This window comes from Stutzerimonas stutzeri, assembly GCF_000590475.1.
GTDB classification, from domain to species: Bacteria; Pseudomonadota; Gammaproteobacteria; order Pseudomonadales; family Pseudomonadaceae; genus Stutzerimonas; species Stutzerimonas stutzeri_D.
Genome location: NZ_CP007441.1, coordinates 2,431,732 through 2,452,333, shown reverse-complemented (window position 1 = coordinate 2,452,333; position 20,602 = coordinate 2,431,732). Strand labels below are relative to the sequence as shown.

Here is a 20,602-nt window from a genome sequence, read left to right as displayed (position 1 = left end):
GTGTCCACAGACAAACAGATGTCAGCGAGAAACGCGCTCCGGGTTCGCGGATCGAGCCGTTAGGCCTTCTTCATCGACCAATAGGCCGGCTTGAACAGGTCCCGCTCACCCAGCAGCACTACGCCGACGGCAAAGGCACAAAGTACCAGCGCGATATATAGGCATAGCTGGATCAGGCCGTGCGGTGTGGGCAGCCAGTGCAGGGCAGTGGCGACTGCCGCGGCTGTGGCGATCCAGCGCAGCAGAACACCCGGTGCCAGACCTGTAGGCGACGCACGATAGACGTACAGCCCCATGAACAATGCCTGCACCGCAGCGCCGCAGGAGAAGGCAAACGCCAGGCCTTCGGCACCGTATGGACCATAAAGCAGCGCGTCGAGGCCGATCGTCAGCGCAGAGCTGACCAGCGTGATCACGAGAAACAACCGTGACTGATGCTGGGCCAGGAGTGCGCGTCCCCAGAGCAGAGCCAATCCCATCGCAGGAAGGCCCAGGGCATACAGGACCACCAGCGAAGCCGTGGCATCGGTTTGCGGTGCACCGAATTGGCCTCGTTCAAGCAGGATTGCTACTACGGTTTGTGGGAAGGAGCAGAGCACGACGGCGGCCGGCACCAGGAACAGCAGCGTGGCCAGCAGGCCCTTGCGGATCACTGCGGCGTGACCGCTGAGATCGTCGTCGTTCCAGCTCGAGACGAAGCGTGGGAAGAGCACCGACAACACCGACAGCGCGTAGAGCGTGAGCGGAATGGTGACGATGCGGAACGCAAAGGACAGCATGGTGATGCTGCCCTCATCCAGAAAGGAAGCGAACATGCGCTCGGCAAGAATGCAACCCTGTTGCGCCCCGGCGGCCAGCAGAACCGGCGCGAACGCGAGGCCGAAGCCGCCCGCGTGCCCCTTCGTCTCGACGCTCTTGTCCCCGCGCAGATAGGCGATGCGCCGGTGCTGCACCACAATCAGCATCAGTTGGGGCAGCAGCATGCCGATAAAGATCACCATGCCGGTGGGCTGGAACAACAGAATCCCGACGATCGCGCCGGCGTTGAGCAGCACGGTGCGCGTCATCGGCAGGATGAATACCTCATCCATGTTGAGCAGTGCGCCCTGGCAATACAGGACCGCCTGAACCGCGATGAGCGCGGCGCCGACGCAGAACACGATCTGGCCGGACGCGACCTGAGCGTCGGTCCAGCCGGGCGCAAGCAGGTTGAGAATCCAGTAGCTGCCAACAACGGCCACGGCGCTGACCGCCGCACCCATGAGCATCACCCGCCAGTAAAGCCAGCGGCTGACGGTCTCGAACAGGGCTTCGGACTGGCTGCGCAACTTTTGCAGGTACGGAATCATCGCATCGCGCAGGGCGAGGCCGAGGAAGTTCTCGAAGAACATCGGCAGGATCAATGCGACGAAAATAAGGTCCGCTTCCCAGCTCAGGCCGAAGGCCTTGGCAATGAACAGGTCGCGTAGAAAACCGAGGAGAAAGCTGGCGACAGTCAGCGCCAGGATAACCAGTGATGCGTTCATTCCTTGATCCTGTGCAGGCCATGATCGGGTGGCCTGGTGAATAGCGGCATGTCGAGCGGAAGGATGGATTGCCAGTGGCAGTTCCTGATAGCAGCTTCGCCAGGTGACCGACGAACGATACATAGACTGGAAGGCTCAAGCATGGTTCCTGGGCCGTGATGCCAGGTTTTGCGATCTGTTTTGGTCGAGACAAGCCCGGATACGTAAAAATGCCGTAAATCCCCTTTGCGAGCGGAGCGCGACTGCTTATGGTTCACGCTCATTTTCAGGCGAACCCAGTTCATGTCCGATGCAAACACTTCTTCTGCCGGCTCCGTGCGGCGCTGGCTGATCATTGGTGGAGTGATCGTAGCGATCGCGCTGCTGCTGTGGTGGCTGTGGCCCACTGCAGCCGAAAAACCGCAACAGCAGCGGGGCGGTCGCCCGGCGTTCGGCGCGTTCGGTGGTCCGACGCCGGTGCGGGTGGCCACGGTTGAGCAAGGCGTCTTCGAGGTCTATACCAAAGCGCTGGGCACCGTAACGCCGCTCAATACGGTAAACGTCCGCAGCCGTGTGGCCGGAGAGTTGGTCGAGGTGCGCTTCGAAGAAGGTCAGCGGGTCCAGGCGGGTGATCTGTTGGCCGTGATCGATCCTCGCCCATACGAGGTCGCGCTACAGCAGGCTGAAGGGACGCTCCAGCAGAACCGCGCGCTGCTCCAGAATGCACAGGTGGATCTCAAGCGATATCAGGGCTTGTTCGCCGACGACAGTATCGCCAAGCAGACCCTGGACACCCAGCAGGCGCTGGTCAACCAATACCAGGGAACGCTGGCCGCGAACCAGGCAGCGGTCAACGAGGCCAAGCTGAACCTGAAATTCACTCAGATTCGCGCGCCAATCGATGGGCGTGTCGGCCTTCGTCAGCTGGATCAAGGCAACCTGGTCGCGGCGAACGACACGACACCGCTGGTGGTCATCACCCAGACCCAGCCCATGGCGATCAGTTTCACCCTGCCTGAAAGCGACCTGCCGCCGGTCATCTCACGTTTTCGTCGCGGCGACGAACTGTCGGTGCAGGCTTGGGATCGTGGCGAGCGGGTGCTCTTCGGCGAAGGCGTACTCGAAAGCCTCGACAACCTGATCGACGCGACAACCGGCACGCTGAAAATGAAGGCACGCTTCGATAACGAAGCGGAGCTGCTGATACCCAACCAGTTCGTCAATATCCGTCTACGTGTGGAAACTCTTGAAGACGCCATCCTGATTCCTTCAGCGGCGTTGCAGTTCGGCTCGCGCGGCAATTACGCATATATCGTGGGCGAGGATTCGAAGGTGGAGTTGCGTGTCCTTGAAGTGGGACCGAGCAATGGCGAGAAGACGGTCATCACCAAGGGGCTGAGTGTTGGCGAGCGAATCGTCATGGAGGGCACCGATCGTTTGCGTGATGGCAGCGAAGTCGAGGTGGTGGATCGCCAGAAACTCGCCGAAGAGGCCGCCGAGAATCCGAAGGTCGATACCCCCAGCGCCAAGGGACGCCCAGCGCGATGAACATGTCGCGGTTGTTCATTCTTCGGCCGGTGGCGACCACCCTGACGATGATTGCGATCTTGCTGGCCGGCCTGATTGCCTACCGCATGTTGCCGGTTTCCGCGTTGCCTCAGGTGGATTACCCGACCATTCGGGTCATGACGCTGTACCCCGGCGCCAGCCCGGAAGTCATGACGAGCGCGGTAACCGCTCCGCTTGAGCGGCAGTTCGGGCAGATGCCGGGGCTGACCCAGATGTCCTCGACCAGCTCGGGTGGCGCTTCGGTGATCACCCTGCGTTTCTCGCTTGAAGTCGAATTGGATGTGGCCGAGCAGGAAGTCCAGGCGGCCATCAATGCCGGAAGCAATCTGCTACCGAACGACCTCCCTGCGCCGCCTGTGTACAACAAGGTCAACCCGGCGGACACACCGGTGATGACCCTCGCTATAACCTCTGAAAGTCTCGCGCTGCCGGAGCTTCATGACCTGGTCGATACGCGCATGGCGCAGAAACTGGCGCAGATCAGTGGCGTGGGCATGGTCAGCATCGCCGGGGGTCAGCGGCCTGCGGTACGCATCCGCGTGAACCCGGAGGCACTGGCGTCCTACGGGTTGTCACTCGCAGACGTACGTACGTTGGTGACCAGCTCCAACGTCAACCAGCCCAAAGGCAATTTCGACGGCCCGACACGCGTATCGATGCTCGATGCCAACGATCAGCTGAAAACACCCGAGGAATACGCGAATCTCATTTTGGCCTATGAGGAAGGGGCAACGTTGCGCTTGAAGGATGTCGCCGACATCATCGATGGTGCCGAGAACGAACGCCTCGCCGCCTGGGCCAATCACAGCCAGGCCGTGCTGCTGAATATCCAGCGCCAGCCCGGCGCCAACGTGATCGAGGTGGTGGAGCGCATCAAGGCGCTGCTGCCCGAAGTCACCGCCAGCATGCCCGCCGGCCTCGATGTGGTGGTGCTCACCGACCGCACGCAGACCATTCGGGCCGCCATCACCGATGTGCAGCATGAGCTGCTGCTGGCGACATTTCTCGTGGTGATGGTCACCTTCGTTTTCCTCAAGCGATTGTCAGCAACGATCATTCCCTCCATCGCCGTGCCACTGTCGCTTATCGGCACCTTTGCGGTAATGCATCTGGCCGGGTTTTCCCTGAACAACCTGACATTGATGGCGCTGACTATTGCGACTGGCTTCGTGGTCGACGATGCCATCGTCATGCTTGAGAACATTGCCCGCCATGTGGAGGAGGGTGAGACGCCGCTCCAGGCAGCGCTCAAAGGTGCCAGACAAATCGGTTTCACTTTGATCTCGCTGACGCTGTCGCTGATCGCCGTGCTGATTCCACTGCTGTTCATGCAGGACGTAGTAGGGCGACTGTTCCGCGAATTTGCGATCACCTTGGCGGTCGCCATCCTGATCTCGCTGGTGGTATCCCTGACCCTTACTCCGATGATGTGCGCCAAGTTGCTCAAGCCTGCCGCAGCGGAAAAATCCGAGCCGGACTGGGTTGAGCGGCTCATCGGTGGCTACGCCCGCTGGCTGACCTGGGTGCTGGGGCACCAGGCGCTGACCTTGCTGGTGGCCGTCGTGACTCTGGGATTGACGGTCGTGCTGTACCTGGCCGTGCCGAAAGGCTTCTTCCCGGTGCAGGATACCGGCGTAATCCAAGGCATCAGCGAGGCGCCTCAATCCATTTCGTTCCAGGCGATGAGTGAGCGGCAGCAATCGCTGTCCCGGGTGATACTCGCTGATCCGGCAGTTGCCAGCCTGTCATCCTATATCGGCGTCGATGGCGACAACGTGACGCTCAACAGCGGGCGCGTGCTGATCAACCTGAAGCCTCATGCTGAGCGGGACGTCACGGCGAGTCAGGTCATCGATCGATTACGTCCGGAATTGGCGAAACTGCCCGGGATCGAGTTGTACATGCAGCCGGTTCAGGACCTCTCCATTGAGGACCGGGTCAGTCGGACGCAATTCCAATTCAGCCTCGAGTCACCGGATGGCGAACTGTTGCAAGAGTGGACTCCACGCCTGGTTGCGGCATTGCGCGAGCGTCCGGAACTGACCGACATCGCCAGCGATCTGCAAAGTAATGGACTTCAGATCTATCTGGATATCGACCGTGACGCGGCGGCACGGTTGGGCATTCAGATCTCGGCGATCACCGATGCGCTATACGACGCATTCGGCCAACGGCAAATCTCGACCATTTTCACCCAAGCCAGCCAATACCGCGTCGTGCTGGAAGCCGAAGCGGGGAACCGCCTCGGCGCACAGGCGCTGGAGCAGCTGTTCGTGCAGAGTGAGGGTGGCACACCGGTGCGGTTGTCGAGTCTGGCGACGCTTGAACAGCGAAATGCACCGCTGTTGATCAACCACATTGGTCAGTTTCCGGCGGTGACGCTGTCATTCAACCTGGCCGAAGGGGTGTCGCTCGGCGAAGCGGTGGATGTCATCGAAGGCGTCCAGACAGCGATTGGAATGCCGGCCGGTATCCAGAGCCGGTTCCAGGGCGCCGCCGAGGCGTTCCGCGCATCGCTGTCGAGCACCTTGTTGCTGATCCTGGCGGCAGTCGTGACGATGTACATCGTGCTCGGCGTGCTTTACGAAAGCTATATTCATCCGATCACCATTCTCTCGACGTTGCCGTCGGCGGCGGTCGGCGCCTTGCTCGCGCTGCTGCTGACCGGTAATGACCTGGGATTGATCGCCATCATCGGCATCATTTTGCTGATCGGTATCGTCAAAAAGAACGCGATCATGATGATCGACTTCGCTCTAGAGGCTGAACGCCAGCAAGGCATGAGTCCGCGCGATGCCATTTACCGAGCGGCGTTGCTGCGCTTCCGTCCGATCCTGATGACGACCCTGGCTGCGCTGTTCGGTGCAGTACCGCTGATGCTGGCCTCAGGTTCAGGTGCAGAACTGCGCCAGCCGCTGGGGCTGGTGCTGGTTGGCGGGCTGCTGGTCAGCCAGTTGCTGACCCTGTTCACCACGCCAGTGATCTATCTGTTTTTTGACCGGCTCGGTCAGCGGTTTGCCCGTAAGGATGCTATTCGGCAGGAGGCTCAGGTATGAGAACTGAGTTGGAAGCTCGAAGCTCGAAGCTCGAAGCAGAGCACTCGGCGCATGCTGAAGAGAACCGCATATCGGCTGAATCGGGGAACCATGCTGCTCTGCCGAACGCAGGCATTGCAGCGAATTGCCCCTTTCGCTTCCGGTTTGCGGCTTCCGGCTTCAAGCGCGCTACCGGCTTTCGGCTATGAACCTTTCCGCGCCTTTCATTGCACGCCCGGTTGCAACCATGCTGCTGAGCCTGGCGATCCTGCTATTGGGCGGGGTCAGCTTCGGACTGCTGCCGGTGTCGCCCTTGCCGAACATGGATTTTCCGGTCATTACAGTGCAGGCCAGCCTGCCAGGCGCGAGCCCGGAAATCATGGCATCGAGCGTGGCTACGCCTCTGGAACGCTCGCTGGGCAGCATTGCGGGTGTTAGCCAGATGAGCAGTCGGAGCAGTCAGGGCTCGACGCGGATCATCATCCAGTTCGATCTTGAGCGCGACATCAATGGTGCCGCGAGAGATGTTCAGGCGGCGATCAATGCCTCGCGCAACCTGTTGCCAAGTGGGATGCGCAGCATGCCCAGCTACCGCAAGGTCAACCCGGCGCAAGCACCGATCATGGTGTTGTCGCTGACTTCGGACGTGCTGGACAAGGGCCAACTCTACGACATTGGTTCAACGATCCTGGCGCAGAAGCTGTCGCAGGTCCCCGGCGTGGGTGAGGTACAGGTGGGTGGCAGTTCGCTGCCCGCGGTGCGCGTCGAGTTGCAGCCACAGCAGCTGGAGCAATACGGCGTGTCGCTCGACGAGGTTCGCCAGACCATCGCCTCGGCCAATGTGCGTCGCCCCAAAGGCATGGTCGAAGATGATGATCGGCATTGGCAGGTGCAGGCCAACGATCAGCTGCACGAAGCGGCCGACTACTTGCCTCTGGTCATTCGCTATCAGGACGGTGCGGCACTGCGCCTGAGCGATGTCGCCCATGTTCGGGACGGTGTAGAGGACCGCTACAACGACGGTTTCTTCAACAACGAACGTGCCGTACTGCTGGTCATCAACCGCCAGGCGGGCGCCAATATCATCGAAACCATCGAAGGTATTCGCAACGAGCTGCCTGCCTTGCAGGCCATCGTCCCGGGCAGCGTCAACATGGCAGTGGCGATGGATCGGTCCCCGGTCATTCGCGCAACGCTTCATGAGGCCGAGCGCACCCTGTTGATCGCGGTGGGTCTGGTCATCGTCCTGGTGTTTCTCTTTCTCGGCCGGCTGCGCACTGCGCTGATACCGGCGTTGGCGGTTCCGGTATCGCTGGTCGGCACGTTTGCGGTGATGTACCTGTTTGGCTTTTCCCTCAACGTGCTATCGCTGATGGCGTTGATCCTGGCCGCTGGCCTGGTGGTGGACGATGCCATCGTGGTACTGGAAAACATCGCTCGGCACATCGATGAAGGTGTTCCGCCGATGCGTGCTGCCTATATAGGTACCCGTGAGGTGGGGTTCACCCTGCTCTCGATGAACCTGTCGCTGGTCGTGGTGTTCGTCTCGATTCTATTCATGGGTGGCATCATCGAGCGGCTGTTCCGCGAGTTTTCCATCACCCTGGCGGCTGCAATTCTCGTGTCGCTATTGGTGTCGTTGACGCTGACGCCGATGCTCTGCGCTCGTTGGCTGAAGCCTCATCAGCCCGAGCACGATGGCCGCCTGCATCGTTGGAGTCACGACGCCCATCAATGGATTCTGCATCGTTATGACCGGTCTCTGGGTTGGGCGCTGCGACATCACCGCATTACGCTGTTCACGCTATTGGCGACCATTGGGCTCAATGTCTTTCTCTACATCGAGGTTCCCAAAACTTTTCTTCCCCAACAGGACACTGGGCAACTGACCGGCTTCATACGCGGCGACGACGGGCTGTCGTTTCAGGTCATGCAGCCAAAGATGGAGGTCTTCCGCAAAGCGGTGCTGGCCGATCCAGCCGTGGAAAGCGTGGCGGGCTTCATTGGCGGGCAGGGTGGCATCAACAATGCCTTCATGATCGTTCGACTCAAGCCTCTGGCGGAACGCAAGATATCCGCTCAGAAAGTGATCGAGCGCATTCGCGAGAACCAGCCGAAAGTGCCAGGCGGCCGCATGTTCCTCATGGCTGACCAGGACCTGCAGTTTGGCGGAGGCCGGCAGAGCAGTTCGGCGTACGCCTACAACCTGTTGGCCAGTGATCTGGCCGACCTGCGTACCTGGCTGCCGCAGGTGACCCGAGCGCTGATGGCTTTGCCTGAACTGACCAGCATCGATGCCAACGAAGGCGAGGGTGCGCAGCAGATCAGCCTGAAAATCGATCGCGACGCGGCCAAGCGGCTTGGCATCGACATGAGCACGGTCACCACCTTACTGAACAATGCCTTCAGCCAGCGCCAGATATCCACCATCTACGAGTCGCTTAACCAGTATCAGGTTGTGATGGAAATCGACCCGAGCTATGCCCAGCACCCGGAAGTGCTGGAGCAAATCCAGGTGATCACCAGTGACGGTCGCCGCGTGCCATTGGCGGCTTTCGCGCGATACGAACGTAGCCTCGAAGAGGATAGCGTCAGTCATGACGGGCAGTTCGCTTCCGAGAATATCGATTTCGATCTGGCACCCGACGTCAGTCTCGACCAGGCGACGCGCGCCATTGAACGCGCAGTCGCCGCCATCGGCATGCCGAGCGAGGTCCAAGGGCGTCTGGGCGGTACCGGCGATATATTCAAGTCCACTCAGGAAGGGCAGCCGCTGATGATCCTTGGTGCGCTCCTGCTGGTGTATATCGTGCTTGGCATTCTCTATGAAAGTTACATCCACCCATTGACGATTCTGTCGACGCTGCCGTCGGCCGGGGTCGGTGCACTGCTGGCGATCATCCTCACCCGTGAGCAGTTCAGCTTGATTTCCCTGCTTGGACTGTTCCTGCTGATCGGCGTAGTAAAAAAGAATGCCATTCTGATGATCGATCTGGCGCTGCAGTTCGAGCGTAACGAGGGAATGTCTCCGGCTGAATCGATCCGCCGGGCCTGCCTGTTGCGCTTCCGTCCGATTCTGATGACGACCATGGCTGCCATCCTTGGCGCGCTGCCATTGCTGATGGGCGGCGCCGAGGGTGCCGAAATGCGTCAGCCGCTGGGCCTGACCATCATCGGCGGCTTGATGCTCAGCCAGATTCTCACGCTCTACACGACGCCGGTGGTCTATCTCTACCTGGACCGTGCGCGTCATCGTTTCAACAGCTGGCGCGGTATTCGTACCGACGCCGCACTGGAAAATCCGCTATGAGTTCGTTGCGTTTGAAGTACCCCTTGCGTCCATTGGTTGTATTGATCACGGCGTTTTCCCTGGGCGCCTGCACCCTTGGTCCCGATTACAAGCGTCCGGATCTGCCCGTGGCGTCCGAGTTCAAACAGGCCGAAGGCTGGAAGGCCGCCTCACCCGCTGACGTGTTGCAACTTGGTGATTGGTGGGCACTCTACGGCGATGCCGAGCTGAACGGCCTGGTCGAACGTCTGAACGTTTCCAACCAGAATCTCGCGGCGGCGGAAGCGCAGTACCGTCAGGCCCGTGCCCTGGTGCGCGGTGCGCGTTCTCAACTGTTTCCAGTGGTCGGAGCCAGCGGCGGCGCAACACGAGGCGGACAGGGGAGTTCATCCAGCAGCACGCAAAATGTCACCAGTGGAAGTGGTGTGAGCGAGAGCTATGAAGCAGGACTCGATGCGTCTTGGGAGCTGGATATCTGGGGACGGCTGCGTCGTAATCTGGAAGCCAATCGGGCCAATATGCAGGCGAGTGAAGCGGATCTCGCCGCGGTTCGCCTGAGTCTGCAATCCGAACTGGTTCAGACTTACCTGCAACTGCGTGTGATGGATGAGCAGCAGCGGTTGCTGGATCAGACCGTAGAAGCCTTCGCCCGCTCGCTGCGCTTGACAGAAAACCAGTACCAGGCGGGCATTGTGCCAAAATCGGACGCCAGCCAGGCGCTGACGCAACTGAAAAGCACGCAGGCTCAGGCCATCGACCTGCGCTGGCAACGCGCGCAGCTGGAGCACGCCATTGCAGTGCTGATCGGTGTACCGCCATCGGAGCTGAACATCGCCGAGCGTCTTGATATCCCGCTATTGCCAGACGTGCCCCTGGCATTGCCATCGCAGCTGCTGGAGCGCCGCCCCGACATCGCTTCGGCCGAGCGCCAGGTGATAGCCGCCAACGCGCAGATTGGCGTGGCCGAAGCGGCCTGGTATCCGGACCTGACCCTGAGCGCCAGCGGCGGTTATCGCAACAGCAGTTTCAGCAACCTAATCAGTTTGCCCAATCGCTTCTGGTCGCTGGGCCCGCAACTGGCGGTCACTCTGCTGGATTTCGGTAGCCGCCGGGCCGATCTGGAACAGGCCGAAGCCAGCTACGACCAGACCGTGGCCATCTATCGGCAGACGGTGCTCGACAGTTTCCGCGAGGTCGAGGACAACCTTGTGCAGTTGCGTGTCCTGGCTGAGGAAGCAGTTGTGCAGCGCGAAGCACTGGAAGCGGCGCAGGAGTCGCTACGGCTGATCGAAAACCAGTATCGCGCCGGGACGGTCGATTTCCTCAGCGTGGCAACGGTGCAGACGACCGCGCTGAACAACGAGCGCACCAACCTGACGTTGCTGGGCGATCGCCTGACGGCCAGCGTGCAGCTGATTGCGGCGCTGGGTGGCGGTTGGGACGTCCAGCAGTTGGATACCGAGCCGGATCCGCAATAAATCCCAGGCAAAAAAAACCAGGCAGGGGCCTGGTTTTTTTGCTGAGCTCGATCAGTGGCGCTGCTTGCGATTCACCGTCTGTGCCGCCTTGATGATGTCGGCACCGATTACCGGTTCGAATTCCTTCCATACCGGCCGCATGGCTTCTCGCCAGGCTTCACGCTCTTCGGGCGTAAGCTCGATGATCTCCGAGGTGCCCGCCTTGCGGATGCGCTCGCGGTCAGCCTGGTTGGCTTCCTCGGCGGCGCGGTTCACCTCATAGGTCACCTCATCGATGATGCCTTCCAGCTCGGTACGGATCAGGTGCGGAATGCCGAACCAGAAACGCGCATTGCTCACCAGCATGTAGTCGAGCACGCCGTGATTACTCTCAGTAACGTAAGGCTGCACCGTATGCATCTTCTTGCTGTAGATGTTCGACCAGGGGTTTTCCGCGCCCTGGACCGTGCCGTTCTGCAGCGAGGCGAAGACCTCCGCGAAGGGGAGCTTTTTCGTGGTCGCGCTCACTTGGGAGAATTGTGACTCCAACACCGCCGAAGGCTGGATGCGGAACGCCAGGCCGTTTGCATCGCTCGGCAGACGCAGTGCCTTGGTCGCCGACAGCTGCTTCATGCCGTTGTGCCAATACGCCAGGCCGGTGATGTTCTCCTTCTCCATCGACCGCAGTAGCTGACGGCCCTTGGCGCGTTTCTGGAAGCGGTTGACGGCTTCCAGGTCGTCGAACAGGAACGGCAGGTCGAATACCTGCACCTGCTTGGTGTACTTCTCGAACTTGGCCAACGAGGGGGCCAGCAGTTGAACGTCGTTGTTACTCAGGGCTTCCAGCTCATTGGCGTCGCCATACAGCGTGGAGTTGGGATAGACCTCGACGGTCACCTGGCCTGGCAGGCGCTCCTCGACCAGTCGCTTGAACAACAGCGCGCCTTTGCCCTTGGGGGTGTCTTCAGCGACGACATGGGAAAACTTGATGACTATCGGCTCGGCCTCGACGGCGGTCGCGGTTAGCGCTAGCACCAGACCGGCGAGGGTGATGATCGGCTTGATCATTGAAAGGCTCTTTATTTTGGTTGGTTGGCATTGCGTCCGAGGACGCGATTGAGCTTCAACGGGACGTTATGCCAAATAAGCCGAACCACCTAAAGCGCTTTCTCGCAAAATTCATGTTTGGATGAGCGGGAGCGGGCATGGATCACAGTTTGCCGATTGCCCCGCAGCTCTGCGCCGACGCAACGGCGCAGAGCCATTTCAGGTCAGCTGCTGGCCAGCTGCCAGCCGCCACCCAGCGCTTTGTAAAGCGAGACGATTCCACGGTATAGATCCACTTCGGCCAGCGCTTGGGCGTCCTCGGCGGTGAGGCGCTCACGCTCGGCATCCAGCAGTACCAGGAAATCCACGGTGCCTTCACGGTAGCGAATCTGAGCCTGTTGTGCGGCGGCACGGCTGGCGCTGGACTGGCGTAACAACGACAGCAGTCGCTCCTGGGCACGGGCATAGTCACTGAACGCGTTTTCCGACTCCTCCAGTGCGAGCAAAACCTGCTGCTCGTAGTTCGCCACTGCGCCCTCGGCATCCGCTTCGGCACCGCGCAGTCGAGCTCGAACGCTGCCCATATCGAACGCCGCCCAGCTGATGCTCGGCGCCACGCCCCAAGCCTGTGCAGCGCTCGAACCGATCTGCGAGCCGCGGCCGGCAATGAACCCGAGGAAGCCCGAGAGGCTCACCCGCGGGAACAGGTCGGCCGTTGCCACGCCGACATTGGCGGTGGCAGCCGCCAATTGCCGTTCGGCGGCAAGAATGTCCGGGCGGCGGCGCAACAGTTCACCGGGATCACCGATCGGCAATGCTTTGGCTATTGCCGGCAGCTCGCGAGGCGAAAGATCGACGCTGAGCTGGTCCGGACGCTGGCCGAGGAGGCTAGCGATGCGGTTGCGCGCGCGGGTCTGTGTCGCCTGCAGCTGCGGCAGGCTGGCTTCGGTAGCGGCCAGCCGAGCATCTGCACGCAATACATCCAGCTCACTGCCCATGCCGGCGTCGCGCAGCTGTTCGGTCAGTTGATGCGACTCGCGTTGATTGTCGAGGTTCTCCCGGGCGATACGCTCGCGCAGCTGTGCGCCACGCAGTTGGCCATAGGCATCCACCAGTTCGGCGATCAGGCTGACCTGCAGTTGGTAGAGCTCTGCTTCCGCGGCTTCGCTCTGCGCTTCGCTGGACTCGATTCGGCGTTGGATGCGCCCGAACAGATCAAGCTCCCAGGCCATGTCCAGACCCAGGTCATAACGCTCGATATTGCTGCGCTCCTCGCTGGTGCCGGGCTGCTGAGCCTTGCCGTACTCGGCGGTCGCACCGGCAGTTACGGTCGGAAAACGATCATTGGCCGCGTCGTCACGGATCGACCGCGCCGCACGCAACCTGGCGAAAGCAATACGCAATTCCCGGTTTTCCGCCAGCGCCTCGCTGACCAGCGTATCGAGTGTCGTGTCGTCGAACTGACGCCACCAGGCGGATTCGAAGCGCGAGCGGTCGAAGCCCTCGGCGCTGGCCCGCTCGATCCTTGCAGGCGCCGTTTCCGGCGTTTGGTAGTCCGGGCCTACGGCGCAAGCGCTCAACGTGATGATCGCGGCAAGCAGTAACGGGGTGGTGATTAAAGCCTTCATATATGGACCTCCTTGGACAGACTGTTTGGAAACTACTGCGCTCGGTTATGCCGCGTTAAAAACAGGCTCGGATGCGAGCTCAGTCGGAATGCTCATTTACAATCCGTAAACTCCGCTTCCTCGCCTGTTTTTGCCTTGCTTAACCTTCGCTCGCTACGTTTCCACGCAGTCTGTTAAATACAGCCTTTTTCTCCTCGCGCTTCTCGACGAAGGCGCGAATCACCAGGTAAAACACCGGCGTCAGCAGCAGGCCGAAGAAGGTCACTCCGAGCATTCCGCTGAATACCGCAACACCCATTGCGTGGCGCATTTCCGACCCGGCACCGCTGGACAGCACCAGTGGCACCACGCCCATGATGAACGCGAAGCTGGTCATCAGAATGGGGCGCAGCCGCAGCCGGCAGGCTTCTAGAATCGCCGCCAGCCGATCCATTCCTTCTTCCTGTTTGTCCTTGGCGAACTCGACGATGAGGATGGCGTTCTTGCACGCCAGGCCCACCAGCACGATGAGGCCGATCTGGGTGAACACATTGTTATCGCCACCCGACAGGATCACGCCGGTAATGGCCGCGAGCAGTGTCGTCGGTACGATCAGGATCACCGCCAGCGGCAGGCTCCAGCTCTCGTATTGCGCCGCCAGTACCAGGAAGGCCAGCAGTACGCACAGCGGGAAGACGAACATCGCGGTGTTGCCAGCCAGAATTTGCTGATAGGTAAGTTCGGTCCATTCGTAGCTCATGCCGTTCGGCAGCTCGGCTTTGAGCAGACGCTCCATGGCGTCCTCGGCCTGGCCGGAGCTATAACCGGGAGCCGCCGCGCCGTTGATCTCGGCGGTGAGGAAGCCGTTGTAGTGCATGACGCGATCGGGGCCGGCGCTGTCGCTGACCTTGACGAAGGTCGACAGCGGAACCATCTCACCCCGATCGTTGCGCACCTTCAGCTGGCCGATCTGGTCGGGCGACAGGCGAAACTTCTGTTCGGCCTGGACGTTGACCTGATAGGTGCGGCCGAACCGGTTGAAATCGTTCGCGTACAGCGAGCCAAGGTAGACCTGCATGGTGTCGAAGATCTGATCGATTGCCACGCCGTGGGTCTTGGCCTTTTCCCGATCGATATCGGCGTCCACCTGCGGCACATTGACCTGATAGCTGGTAAACAAACCGGCCAGCTCCGGATAATCGGCGCTCTTGGCAATGACATTCTGTACCTGCTTGTACAGCTCCTCGTAACCGAGGCTGCCGCGATCCTGCACCTGCACACGGAAGCCGCCGATGGTGCCCAGACCTTGTACAGGGGGCGGCGGGAAGATTGCCAGGTAGGCTTCCTGAATGCCCGAGAACTGACCGTTCAGCTCACCGGCAATGGCCCCGGCCGACAAGTTCGGGTCCTTGCGCTCGTCGAAGTCCTTCAGGGTGACGAACACGATGCCGCTGTTCGGGCTGTTGGTGAAGCCGTTGATCGACAGGCCCGGAAAGGCGACCGTATTCGCCACGCCAGGGTGCTTGCCGGCGATTTCCGACATTTGCTTGATCACATCCTCGGTGCGGTCGAGGGTCGCGGCGTCGGGCAATTGCGCGAAGGCCACCAGGTACTGCTTGTCCTGCGGCGGTACGAAGCCGGTCGGGGTGCTGGCGAAGCCCATGTAGCCCAGGCCTACCAGGCCGACATACACCACCAATGCGATGCCACTGCCGCGCAGGATGCGCTTCACCGCACCGACATAGCCATGGCTGGCACGGTCGAACACGCGGTTGAATGGTGCGAACAACCAGCCGCCGAACAGCTTGTCCAGCAACCGCGAGAAGCCATCCTTCGGGGCATCGTGGCTGCGCAACAGGGCGGCGGCCAAAGCAGGCGAGAGGGTCAGCGAGTTGAAAGCCGAAATCACCGTGGAGATCGCGATGGTCAGCGCGAACTGTTGATAGAACTGCCCGGTGAGACCGGAAATGAAGGCGGTGGGGATAAACACTGCGCAGAGCACCAGCGCGGTGGCGACGATCGGACCGGTCACTTCCTTCATCGCCTGCTTGGTGGCTTCCACCGGCGACTTGCCGAGGCCGATATTACGCTCCACGTTTTCCACTACGACGATGGCATCGTCCACAACGATACCGATCGCGAGGACCAGCCCGAACAGCGACAGCGCATTGAGCGAGAAGCCGAGCATGTGCATTACAGCGAAGGTGCCGATCAGCGATACGGGCACGGCGGCCAGCGGGATGATCGATGCACGCCAGGTCTGCAGGAACAGGACCACCACCAGCACGACGAGCACGATGGCTTCGAGCAGGGTATGCACCACCGCCTCGATGGAGCCACGCACGAAGATGGTCGGGTCGTAAACGATCTCGTAGTCCACGCCTTCGGGGAAGTCCTTCTTCAGCTCGGCCATACGGGCACGGACCGAATCGGAAATCTCGATGGCATTGGAGCCCGGACGCTGGAAAACCGGGATGGCGACAGCCGGTTGATTGTTCAGCAACGAGCGCAACGCATATTGGCTGGAGCCCAGCTCGATGCGTGCAATATCTTTCAAACGGGTGATCTCGCCATCGGCACCAGCCCGCACGATAATGTTTTCGAACTCTTCTTCGCTGACCAGGCGACCCTGGGTGTTGATCGACAGTTGGAAGTCAGTCGCGCCCGGTGCTGGCGGAGCGCCGAGCGAGCCGGCAGCAACCTGGCGGTTCTGCTCACGAATCGCATTGACCACGTCGCTCGCGGTGAGATTACGCGAGGCCACCTTGTTCGGGTCGAGCCAGACGCGCAACGAGTAGTCGCCCATGCCGAACAACTGCACATCACCGATGCCGTCCAGCCGCGCCAGCTCATCCTTGACGTTGAGGGCGGCGTAGTTGGACAGATAGAGCATGTCGTAGCGCTCATCCGGCGAGGTCAGGTGCACCACCATGGTGAGGTCCGGCGAAGCCTTGTCCACCGTCACGCCGAGCCGCTGCACCTCGGTGGGCAGAGTCGGCATGGTGCGGGTCACCCGGTTCTGTACCTGGACTTGGGCGTTGTCCAGCTCGGTGCCGAGGGCGAAGGTGATAGTCAGAGTCAGCTTGCCATCGGCGGTCGCCTGGGACGACATATACAGCATCCCCTCGACACCGGTGATGGCCTGCTCCAGTGGGGAAGCCACCGTTTCACCGATTACCTTGGGGTTGGCGCCGGGGAAGTTCGCACGCACCACCACCGTGGGCGGGACGACTTCGGGGTATTCGCTGATCGGCAGTTGAAACAGAGAGATGGCGCCGCCGATCAGGATGATCAGCGACAGCACCGCGGCGAAGATCGGCCGTTGAATGAAGAACTGGGAAAAATTCATGACGCACTCCGGGGGGCAGGGCGCGCGTGACGCGCCCTGACGGAATCGGTTTCTGGCGGTGCGCCGAGGCGCACGATCGACGGGTATCTGCGTAGGGCTCAGCTGTTCGGGCTGCGCGCCACGCTGCGATCAACGACCTGTGGCTTGAAGGCTGCGGTGATGGCGCGATTTTGTTCCTTGAGTGCGGCGAGGGTATCGGCGTCTGCCATCGGCACGCTTTGCGGCGCGACCGCTGCGCCTGGGCGAACACGCTGCAGGCCGTTGACGACGATTGTTTCACCCTGTTCGAGGCCGTTACGCACGATGCGCAAGCCTTCGAGCTTCGGGCCCAGCTCGACGGAGCGATAACTGACCTTGCCGTCACCGCCCAGGACCAGCACGAACTTCTTGCCAAGATCGGTTCCCACCGCGACGTCCTTGATCAGTACCGCCTCGTAGGTGGCGCTGCCGACCAGCTTCAGCCGCGCGTAAAGCCCTGGAGTGAAGCGCCCGTCACGGTTATCGAACACGGCGCGCCCGCGGATGGTGCCTGTACGTGGATCGACCTGATTGTCGATGAAGTCCATGTGGCCCAGGTGCGGATGACCGTCCTCGCTGGACAGCCCGAGGTAGACAGGCGTTGCTTCACCGCGCTCGCCTTCGCGCGCCAGCTCACGGTACTTGAGGTAGGTGCGTTCATCAGCTTCGAAGTAGGCGTAGACCTTGTCGGTGGAGACCAGTGTGGTCAGCAAGGCATCGCCTGCATTGACCAGGTTGCCCGCAGTGATCAGGGCCCGCCCAACTCGGCCATCGATGGGCGCGGTAACGCGGGTGAAGCTGAGGTCCAGCTTGGCTGCATCCAGTTGAGCCTGGATGGCTGCAACGGCGGACTTCGCTTCGCTGGCGGCGCTGACGCGCGCATCGGCGAGTTCGGCGGAAATGGCGTTGTTGGCACGTAGACGCTCACCACGCTGAGCTTCGCTGGCGGTGCGTTGCTGGGTGGCGCGCGCTTGCTGCAGCTCGGCTTGCAGGCGCTTCACCTGCGCCTCGAACGGCCTCGGGTCGATCTGGAACAAGAGATCGCCTTTCTTGACCAATGCGCCTTCCTCAAAGGCGACCTTGTCGATGAAGCCGGACACCCGCGGACGAATCTCCACCGACTCCGGAGCCTCCAGGCGCCCGGTGAGCTCGTCCCATTCGGTGACCTGCTGCTCGATGACTTCAGCGACGCTGACCTGTGGGGCTGGCATTGCCGCTTCGGTGGCCTCTGGCGCTTGTCCGCATGCGCCAACGACGGCAGCGGCAACCGCAACCAGTGGGTAACGCAAGGCTTTGAGTGAACGTTCCATGCTTGACTCCGCAACTCGGGTTTTTATCGATGGCGGGAGTGTGACGGGTGGCCTCAGGATGCAGAAATCGAACAAGGCGAATGTGAATATCATTCGGGATGATGTTGCCGACGGCTCCATCGATGGTGAGCGAGGCGCAAAAAGGTATCTGCGGGGGCGGTCGCACCCCGCCAACGATCAGAGGCTGTCGGGGTCGCCGACGAACATCTGGATACGTGAGCGAAGCCAGCGCTCGGCGGGGTCGTTGTCCTGCGCGCCACGCCAGGCCATGGAAAGCTCGAAGTCCTGGCTGGTCTCGAATGGCAGCGGCTCGGCGCGCACGCCACCATTGGCGGCGAGAGCAGATGCGGCATAGTCCGGCAAGGTTGCGACCAGGTCGGTCCCTGCGAGCAGACTTGCCAGCCCGTTGAACTGCGGTACCGCCAGCACCACCTTGCGCTTGCAGCCATGCAGCGCCAGCTCCTCGTCGATATAACCGTTCAGGTCGCCCGCGAAAGACACCATGGCATGAGGACGCGAGCAGTAGTCTTCCATGCTCATGCGGCCCGGAATGCTGTCGGCACGCAGCAGCATCGGTTTCGGCCGGCGCAAGACCTTGCGCTTGGCGTTCGCAGGCAGCTCCTGGGTGTAGCAGACGCCTACCGATATCTCACCGGACGCCAGCAGTCCCGGCATCAACAAATAATTGGCACGTCTAACCACCAGCACCACGCCTGGCGCCTCGGCGCGTATGCGCCGGAGCAACTGAGGCAGTAAGGCAAATTCGACTTCGTCAGTCAGGCCGACGCGAAACACCAGCTCGCTGGTGGCCGGATCGAAGCTCGAGGCGCGGCTGACCGCGGTGGAAATCGAATCCAGCGCGGGGGAGAGCAGGCTGGCGATTTCCTGCGCTCGGGCGGTCGGTTCCATGCTGCGGCCCGTGCGCACGAACAGCGGATCGTCGAACAAGGTGCGCAGGCGTGCCAGTGCGGCACTGATCGCCGGCTGGCCGAGAAACAGCTTTTCGGCCGCTCGGGTCACACTGCGCTCGTGCATCAGCGTTTCGAAGACAATAAGCAGGTTCAGATCCACACGGCGAAGGTCGTTGCGATTCATGCCTTTCACTTCAAGCGAGGGTCAGACGAAGGGCGCGGCTGACTTCAGGGTGCGACTGCATTCTAGACAGAACGGCGTGACGTCGGCATGTCCATTTCCGCTTTGCAATTACACAAAGCTGCAGGTTGTGATGCGGCTTTACATACAGGGCATCATCATTCCCGCGCATGGCGACTATCGAGCGGAATGCGGGAATCACGGCTGGAGTTGTGTCGAAGGTGCAGATAGAGTCACTAACACAGTAGTAATCGAGGGGTCTTTCTAATGTCCCGTATCATTCGTTTCCATCAGTTCGGCCCTGCCGAAGTCCTGTGCTATGAGCGGCAGGACGTGCCACGGCCAGGCCCCGGCGAGGTCCTGATCGGCGTTCGTGCTATTGGCATCAGCTGGAACGACGTGCTCTGGCGACAAGACCTTGCACCGCGCCATGCAAGAATTCCGTCCGGGCTTGGTAGTGAAATAGCGGGCGAAGTGCTGGCGGTGGGCGACGAGGTGGACGGTTTCGCCGTCGGTGATCAAGTGGCGAGCTTTCCCGCTCATGACCTCAATCAGTACCCCCTTTACGGTGAACATGCGCTGCTGCCGCATACTTCGCTCGTCCACTATCCCGACATGCTCAGTCCGATCGAAGCCTCCACTCACTACACGCCCGCGCTGGTGGCTTACTTTGCGCTGGTCGAGCTGGCGCAGCTCGAACCCGGGCAATATGTGCTTGTGACCCAGGCGCGCCATTGCACCGGCCCGACCGCCGTGCAGGTGGCGAAGGCACTGGGCGCGCGAGTGATCGCCACGTGCGAGACGGCTGAGGATCGCGACTTCCTGCGCGAACTGGGTGCCGAAACGGTGATCGTCACCGAAGAGGAAGACCTGGTCGGGCGCTTGCAGAAAATCACTGGCGGTGCGGGCGTCGAAGTGGTGCTGGACGCTTGCGGCGGCTCGCAGATGAAGCTCCTTGGCGATGTCATCGCGCCGCGCGGCAAACTCATCCTTTACGGACTCAATGGGGGCAACGAAACGGCGTTTCCGGCGTGCGCGGCCTTCAAGAAAAACTTCAAGTTCTTCCTTCATTGCTTATGCGATTTCACCGGCCAGCCGGAGTTGGGCATCAAGCAGAATCGCGAGGCGGTTGAGCGCGCGCTGTTGCATATCAACCAGCTCACGGCCGATCGGTTGATCACGCCTCAGGTCGATAAGGTGTTTGGCTTCGATGACGTAGTCGAAGCGCATCGGTACGTTGAAAGTGGCATACCGCGCGGACGAGTCGTGCTTCGCGTCGACTGAACAGGGCCCGCAGCCCGGGCCCTCTCGTCGCTTCACAGAA

11 protein-coding genes are annotated in these 20,602 nt (G+C 61.1%); 5 read left to right on the top strand and 6 right to left on the bottom strand.

The annotated features are described in order from the left end of the window. Nucleotides 1-59 precede the first annotated feature (59 nt). Nucleotides 60-1,526, bottom strand: a complete 1,467-nt coding sequence (locus CH92_RS11330) for a lipid II flippase MurJ (protein WP_025241895.1) — start codon at nt 1,524-1,526, stop codon at nt 60-62. A 282-nt stretch (nt 1,527-1,808) separates the two neighbouring features. Here CH92_RS11330 and CH92_RS11325 point away from each other — a divergent pair, with 282 nt between their 5' ends. The 4 genes from CH92_RS11325 (at nt 1,809) to CH92_RS11305 (ending at nt 10,876) form a co-directional block, all read left to right on the top strand. Continuing rightward, entirely contained in the window at nt 1,809-3,053 is a 1,245-nt protein-coding gene (locus tag CH92_RS11325; protein WP_025241894.1) for an MdtA/MuxA family multidrug efflux RND transporter periplasmic adaptor subunit, read from the top strand. Next, the gene (locus CH92_RS11320; RefSeq protein ID WP_025241893.1) at nt 3,050-6,130 is read left to right on the top strand and encodes an MdtB/MuxB family multidrug efflux RND transporter permease subunit; all 3,081 of its coding nucleotides are present in this window, start codon (nt 3,050-3,052) and stop codon (nt 6,128-6,130) included. The genes CH92_RS11325 and CH92_RS11320 overlap by 4 nt, the downstream gene beginning before the upstream one ends. A 184-nt stretch (nt 6,131-6,314) precedes the next feature. Then, on the top strand, nt 6,315-9,419 hold the full coding sequence (locus CH92_RS11310; RefSeq protein WP_025241891.1) for an efflux RND transporter permease subunit: 3,105 nt from the start codon (nt 6,315-6,317) through the stop codon (nt 9,417-9,419). Then, nucleotides 9,416-10,876, top strand: coding sequence for an efflux transporter outer membrane subunit (locus CH92_RS11305; protein ID WP_025241890.1), 1,461 nt, complete (start codon nt 9,416-9,418; stop codon nt 10,874-10,876). Before CH92_RS11310 ends, CH92_RS11305 begins: the two co-directional genes overlap by 4 nt. 51 nt (nt 10,877-10,927) lie before the next feature. Here the strand turns inward: CH92_RS11305 and CH92_RS11300 are convergent, their stop codons facing one another. The 5 genes from CH92_RS11300 to CH92_RS11280 all read right to left on the bottom strand — a co-directional run bounded on the left by CH92_RS11300 (nt 10,928) and on the right by CH92_RS11280 (nt 19,281). Next, complete coding sequence (locus CH92_RS11300; protein ID WP_025241889.1) at nt 10,928-11,920, bottom strand: TRAP transporter substrate-binding protein; 993 nt, start codon at nt 11,918-11,920, stop codon at nt 10,928-10,930. 206 nt (nt 11,921-12,126) lie between these two features. Further along, nucleotides 12,127-13,530, bottom strand: a complete 1,404-nt coding sequence (locus CH92_RS11295; RefSeq protein ID WP_025241888.1) for an efflux transporter outer membrane subunit — start codon at nt 13,528-13,530, stop codon at nt 12,127-12,129. Nucleotides 13,531-13,669: 139 nt separating this feature from the next. Further along, nucleotides 13,670-16,858, bottom strand: a complete 3,189-nt coding sequence (locus CH92_RS11290) for an efflux RND transporter permease subunit (protein WP_025241887.1) — start codon at nt 16,856-16,858, stop codon at nt 13,670-13,672. A 98-nt stretch (nt 16,859-16,956) separates the two neighbouring features. Beyond that, the gene (gene mexE / locus CH92_RS11285; protein ID WP_025241886.1) at nt 16,957-18,186 is read right to left on the bottom strand and encodes a multidrug efflux RND transporter periplasmic adaptor subunit MexE; all 1,230 of its coding nucleotides are present in this window, start codon (nt 18,184-18,186) and stop codon (nt 16,957-16,959) included. A gap of 177 nt (nt 18,187-18,363) precedes the next feature. Next, nucleotides 18,364-19,281 carry a LysR family transcriptional regulator gene (locus CH92_RS11280; RefSeq protein WP_025241885.1) on the bottom strand — a complete coding sequence of 306 codons (918 nt, stop codon included), beginning with the start codon at nt 19,279-19,281 and terminating at the stop codon, nt 18,364-18,366. Between the two features lie 264 nt (nt 19,282-19,545). Here CH92_RS11280 and CH92_RS11275 point away from each other — a divergent pair, with 264 nt between their 5' ends. Beyond that, on the top strand, nt 19,546-20,562 hold the full coding sequence (locus tag CH92_RS11275) for a zinc-dependent alcohol dehydrogenase family protein (RefSeq protein WP_025241884.1): 1,017 nt from the start codon (nt 19,546-19,548) through the stop codon (nt 20,560-20,562). Nucleotides 20,563-20,602: the final 40 nt, after the last annotated feature.